Here is a 4,988-nt window from a genome sequence, read left to right on the forward strand (position 1 = left end):
GCTCTTCAGCGCGGGCCTTTGGCTTGCCAGCTGGTCAAAAAGCAGGGATCGTCACTAGCGTGAGCGGCACCCAGCTCGCTCCTTGCACCCTCTGGGACCTGCACGCTGTTGGACTGGCGCTAGGCCTCCGGCCGCTTGCTGCTCTTGCGGTGATTTGCAGGACCATTGCCTGCAGGATGCAGCCGAGCCCAAAGGCCATTAGGGTGGCTGGCGGAACGAAATATTGGCAGAGAGCCGAAATGCGGGCATCTGACATATAGTAAATACTTAGCTTTACAATATATGGTCTACAGGTTGATACCTTGCTGGCCTGTAGGTGCAGGTCTATGAACGATTGGAAACTTCATGAGCGATAAGCCAGTTTGGCTCTCCGGGCCTGAACGCGACGCCTGGCTTGGACTGCATGCTGTCATGACTTTGCTTCCGGCGGCCTTGGATTCCGATCTGCAGGGCCTGGAAGGCATCACGCTTTTCGACTACCACATGCTCGCCATGCTCTCCGAGGCCAAGGACCATCAGCTGACCATGACGACGCTGGCTTCGCACACCAGTGCTTCGCTTTCGCGACTGTCGCATGTGGTCAAGAAGCTGGAGAAGCGCGGCTGGGTCACCCGCGAGCAGTCCGCAGAAGATGCCCGTGTGAAAATCGCCTCATTAACGCAGGCCGGATGGGAAGCCGTGCAGCAGATGGCGCCTCACCACGTTGCCTCGGTGCGCGGTCTTCTCTTCGATACCCTTGATGACAAGGACGTTAACGATCTCACGCGGATCGCACGCAAAATTACAACTTCGCTTGATGCGGATCATTGGATCCTGAATTCGGAAAACCTCGATTTGGAACACTGAGGAATTCTCGATAAGCTAATCAGGCGTTAATCGCGTGTGTTGTTATGCCGTCTAACAGCAGAACAACTGCGCGTTGCCCGTAATACCGAATATCGTGGCCGACTGAGTACGGGGAAATTGCTCGACCGGTTGCGAAGTTCACCGACTTACATACTTTAAGGCTCTTCGGTTGGTTCTCACCCAGCCTGGTTACCTTCCTAGTGTGCAGTATTAACGGTGTTTCACTGGTTGGCGGGACTCATAACGCAGAAGCGGTGTCGATATTTTGGTATGGGCACTGTGCGCGAGTACCGCCGAATTTTACTACTAACTAACTGAGGAGTGATCATGGCAGCTGTTTGCCAGGTAACCGGTACTACTCCGGCCTTCGGACATAGCATCTCCCACTCGCACCGTCGCAACAAGCGTCGTTTCGATCCGAACATCCAGAAGAAGACCTACTACGTGCCTTCCCTGCGCCGTAAGGTGACCCTGACCCTGTCGGTCAAGGGCATCAAGGTCATCGATGCTCGCGGTATCGACGCTGTAATTGCTGACCTGATTGCGAAGGGTGTGAAGCTCTAAAAATGGCAAAGAAGGATAAGGACGTACGTCCGATCATCAAGCTGAAGTCCACCGCTGGAACCGGTTTCACTTACGTAACCCGTAAGAACCGTCGTAACAACCCTGACCGCATGGTCATGAAGAAGTACGACCCAGTCGTCCGTAAGCACGTTGAATTCCGAGAGGAGCGCTAAGACATGGCCAAGAAGTCCAAGATCGCAAAGAACGAACAGCGCAAGGTCATTGTCGAGCGTTACGCTGCAAAGCGTCTCGAATTGAAGAAGACCCTGGTTGATCCAAACGCAACCGACGAAGCTCGCGAAGCTGCACGCGTAGGCCTGCAGAAGCTTCCACGCGATGCTTCCCCGATCCGCGTTCGCAACCGCGACGCAATCGACGGTCGCCCACGCGGCACCTTCCAGAAGTTCGGTATCTCCCGTGTTCGCTTCCGCGACATGGCACACCGTGGTGAGCTTCCGGGCATCACCAAGTCTTCCTGGTAAGACCTGCAAGTCTTTTGACTTAGCAAGCCGCCTTCCCTTTCGGGAAGGCGGCTTCGCCTTTTAACGCCGCCACCACCACCGGCGTTTCACCGGTGCCTTCTCTGCCACCGGTGCAGGTTCTGCCGCCCGGCGTTCCTGCCAACCAAGCACCTCTGCGGTGGAATCGCGCAAAGCGGTGATCACCGGCGGGCCGCCAAGCAGCTGCCGCCGCGCCTCGATAATGCGGGCATTGAAATCCTCGATATGCTCACGCACGGCCCGCTCGGAGGGCAAGCGGTCCAAGGTCTGCTCCATCTGCTCATCTTCCACGCGCAAGGTCAGGGCCGGTGGGCCCAGCCCGGTAAGCTGCTCTCGGCGCATCATGGACTTCAGCCACCAGTCGGGATCGTCATTGCTGGTGATATGGTCGATCTTCTGGCCCGAGAGGGCAAGATTGTCGAAGTCCCCGCGGGCGAAAGCCTCATCGAGCACGGAGTTGGCCACTTCCCATGCCTCGTCCTCGGCATGCAGCTGCAGCGGCGTCTTCTGCTTCTCGACGGGAGCCATCCCGGTGGCCTGCGCATACTCGTCCACCGGCAACGGCTCGCTGTCCTGCTTCATCTTGTACCGGGCCGCATTCAGTGCGGCATCCTCGCTGTGCTCCATCTTCCAATGATCCCACCGTGTGCCTGAGCCCGGCAACGGCACTGGGACGTTCCGAAGCAATTGATGGGGGAGCTGGGAAGATAAAATCATTCCCTTCGGGTTCGGGCGCCTCGCCAAGGATCCAGTGCCCAGCAAGCGGCTGCGAGGTGGCTGGAGATCGCTATAAGCGGCCATGTCCCACCCGCAATCGAGCATTATCCCTGTAGTAGCGTGTATTCCATGAAGCCAGCGACGCGCTATCCGAGACCCGCAACTGACATCTACGCGAACCGGCAGCGGTGGGCGCCGCTGGGCCAAGGCAAGACCGTTGTGGTGACCGGCGCGAATAGCGGCCTTGGCTTCTTCGCGAGCCTCGGCTTGGCGCGAGCCGGTGCGCAAGTTATCCTGGCCTGCCGCAACCAGAGCCGTGCGGAGCATGCCATGGAGCAGATCCGGCTGCGCGTACCGGCGGCTAGCGTGGAATTCATGCAGTTCGACTCCTCGCGCATGGAATCCGCCATGGGGCTGGCAGCTGAACTGCGCAATCGGCCATTGGATGCGCTGATCGCCAATGCCGGGGTCATCCGGGCGCCGCAGAGCCGCGTCGAGGGCCTGCTGGGCCATGAGCTGACCATGAGCACGAATTTCATCGGGCATGCGCGGCTAGTCGGCGAGCTGGCCGAACGCTTCGCCCAGCCGCTGCGGTTCATCGGGCTGGGATCGATGTCCACCCGGATGCTGGCTACCGATCCGCAAAACCTGGCCTTGACCCGCGACTACCATCCATACCGTGCCTATGCGCAGTCCAAGGCGGCAGTGCAAGCCTTCACCTTGGCCCTGGACCACCGGCTGCGCCAGCTGGAACTGCCGGCTCGCGCGCTGGCCATCCACCCGGGGTATTCGCTTTCCGGGCTGACCCCGCAGGTGCCCAACATCAACGAACCGGACTTTGCCAAGCGGCTGATTGGCCAATTGCAGTCCAGTTTCGCGCAGGGCAAACATGAAGGTGCGGTGGCATTGGTCGAAGCGGCATTGGCGCCGGAACTCGAAGACGCGCCCCGAGGCAGCTACTTGGGGCCGAAATACCTCACGAAGGGTCCAACGGCACTGGCCAGCCCGGCGAAAGCGACCCGCGGCAAGGAGCTGCAAAGCAAAGCCTGGGAACTTTTCGTGGAGGCAAACGAAGGCCTCGATCCGTTCGCGCTGTAGGTCCCGGGTGAACTTTCACACCCTTGATTTGGCGAAAATTCAGCAGAATCCGCAAGATGATGCACTTTTTGTCGCTTTCAGCTGGTAAGTTCAACTCTTGATAAGACCGTGCGACCGTGCGGCGTTCGGGGCCCGGAAGAGGGCTTTGGATCACTAGTCCAGGAGGACCATACATTGGCTATGAACCGTAGCGAACTTGTTGCTGCTGTTGCAGCGAAGACCGAAAACTCCCAGGTTGCCGTTAATGGTGTTCTGGATGCAGTCTTCGAGGTTTTCGTCGACCAGATTTCCAAGGGTGAGAAGGTGTCGATCCCAGGTTGGTTGGCTGTAGAGCGCACCGATCGTGCAGCTCGCACCGGCCGCAACCCACAGACCGGTGAAGCAATCCAGATTCCTGCTGGCCACTCGGTCAAGCTGACCGCTGGGTCGAAGCTGAAGGCTGCTGTAGCCAAGAAGTAAGCTTCCGCTAGAGCTTTGCGCAAGGCCCGCTGTCCGTTCCCGGATTGGCGGGCCTTGCGGCGTTAAGGAACGTTGCAAAAGCCTTCATTGAACCCAAAAATGCTGCCGTTGAGCCAAGAAATCTGCAATTAGTTGAAAAAATCCCGGTTTTCCGCCTGTTTTCTGCAGTTCTGGGGCGAAACGTTTGATATGTTCTCACTGGTAAGACCGTGCGACCGTGCGGCGTTCGGGGCCCGGAAGAGGGCTTTGGATCACTAGTCCAGGAGGACCATACATTGGCTATGAACCGTAGCGAACTTGTTGCTGCTGTTGCAGCGAAGACCGAAAACTCCCAGGTTGCCGTTAATGGTGTTCTGGATGCAGTCTTCGAGGTTTTCGTCGACCAGATTTCCAAGGGTGAGAAGGTGTCGATCCCAGGTTGGTTGGCTGTAGAGCGCACCGATCGTGCAGCTCGCACCGGCCGCAACCCACAGACCGGTGAAGCAATCCAGATTCCTGCTGGCCACTCGGTCAAGCTGACCGCTGGGTCGAAGCTGAAGGCTGCTGTAGCCAAGAAGTAAGCTTCCGCTAGAGCTTTGCGCAAGGCCCGCTGTCCGTTCCCGGATTGGCGGGCCTTGCGGCGTTAAGGAACGTTGCAAAAGCCTTCATTGAACCCAAAAATGCTGCCGTTGAGCCAAGAAATCTGCAATTAGTTGAAAAAATCCCGGTTTTCCGCCTGTTTTCTGCAGTTCTGGGGCGAAACGTTTGATATGTTCTCACTGGTAAGACCGTGCGACCGTGCGGCGTTCGGGGCCCGGAAGAGGG

At 58.1% G+C, this 4,988-nt stretch carries 8 protein-coding genes; 7 read left to right on the forward strand and 1 reads right to left on the reverse strand.

The features are described 5' to 3' along the window. Positions 1–345: 345 nt before the first annotated feature. The 4 genes from ACNPN0_RS06840 to rpsN all read left to right on the forward strand — a co-directional run bounded on the left by ACNPN0_RS06840 (position 346) and on the right by rpsN (position 1,892). A complete protein-coding gene (locus ACNPN0_RS06840) occupies positions 346–846 on the forward strand; it encodes a MarR family winged helix-turn-helix transcriptional regulator (protein WP_105657039.1) in 501 nt (166 codons plus the stop codon). A 327-nt stretch (positions 847–1,173) separates the two neighbouring features. Beyond that, positions 1,174–1,410: a 50S ribosomal protein L28 gene (rpmB, locus tag ACNPN0_RS06845; RefSeq protein ID WP_013349911.1), complete on the forward strand. Its 237-nt coding sequence runs from the start codon at positions 1,174–1,176 to the stop codon at positions 1,408–1,410. A 2-nt stretch (positions 1,411–1,412) separates the two neighbouring features. Further along, positions 1,413–1,583: a 50S ribosomal protein L33 gene (gene rpmG, locus ACNPN0_RS06850; protein ID WP_013349910.1), complete on the forward strand. Its 171-nt coding sequence runs from the start codon at positions 1,413–1,415 to the stop codon at positions 1,581–1,583. A 3-nt stretch (positions 1,584–1,586) separates the two neighbouring features. Then, positions 1,587–1,892, forward strand: a complete 306-nt coding sequence (gene rpsN, locus ACNPN0_RS06855) for a 30S ribosomal protein S14 (protein WP_013349909.1) — start codon at positions 1,587–1,589, stop codon at positions 1,890–1,892. Positions 1,893–1,952: 60 nt separating this feature from the next. Here rpsN and ACNPN0_RS06860 read toward each other — a convergent pair whose 3' ends face one another. Beyond that, a complete protein-coding gene (locus ACNPN0_RS06860; protein ID WP_448937275.1) occupies positions 1,953–2,537 on the reverse strand; it encodes a DnaJ family domain-containing protein in 585 nt (194 codons plus the stop codon). Between the two features lie 219 nt (positions 2,538–2,756). Here ACNPN0_RS06860 and ACNPN0_RS06865 point away from each other — a divergent pair, with 219 nt between their 5' ends. From ACNPN0_RS06865 to ACNPN0_RS06875, 3 genes are all read left to right on the forward strand, one after another. Next, on the forward strand, positions 2,757–3,725 hold the full coding sequence (locus ACNPN0_RS06865) for an SDR family NAD(P)-dependent oxidoreductase (protein ID WP_105657037.1): 969 nt from the start codon (positions 2,757–2,759) through the stop codon (positions 3,723–3,725). Positions 3,726–3,899: 174 nt separating this feature from the next. Beyond that, a complete protein-coding gene (locus ACNPN0_RS06870; protein WP_013349906.1) occupies positions 3,900–4,184 on the forward strand; it encodes an HU family DNA-binding protein in 285 nt (94 codons plus the stop codon). A 275-nt stretch (positions 4,185–4,459) separates the two neighbouring features. Next, the gene (locus ACNPN0_RS06875) at positions 4,460–4,744 is read left to right on the forward strand and encodes an HU family DNA-binding protein (RefSeq protein ID WP_013349906.1); all 285 of its coding nucleotides are present in this window, start codon (positions 4,460–4,462) and stop codon (positions 4,742–4,744) included. Positions 4,745–4,988: the final 244 nt, after the last annotated feature.

The sequence above is a fragment of the Glutamicibacter sp. AGC84 genome, assembly GCF_053543575.1.

Excerpts from the sequence above, each read along its gene's own strand:
- rpsN (WP_013349909.1), top strand. The coding sequence starts at position 1,587 with ATGGCCAAGAAGTCCAAGATCGCAAAGAACGAACAGCGCAAGGTCATT.
- ACNPN0_RS06860 (WP_448937275.1), bottom strand. The coding sequence starts at position 2,537 with ATGGAGCACAGCGAGGATGCCGCACTGAATGCGGCCCGGTACAAGATG.
- ACNPN0_RS06840 (WP_105657039.1), top strand. The coding sequence starts at position 346 with ATGAGCGATAAGCCAGTTTGGCTCTCCGGGCCTGAACGCGACGCCTGG.
- rpmB (WP_013349911.1), top strand. The coding sequence starts at position 1,174 with ATGGCAGCTGTTTGCCAGGTAACCGGTACTACTCCGGCCTTCGGACAT.
- ACNPN0_RS06865 (WP_105657037.1), top strand. The coding sequence starts at position 2,757 with ATGAAGCCAGCGACGCGCTATCCGAGACCCGCAACTGACATCTACGCG.
- rpmG (WP_013349910.1), top strand. The coding sequence starts at position 1,413 with ATGGCAAAGAAGGATAAGGACGTACGTCCGATCATCAAGCTGAAGTCC.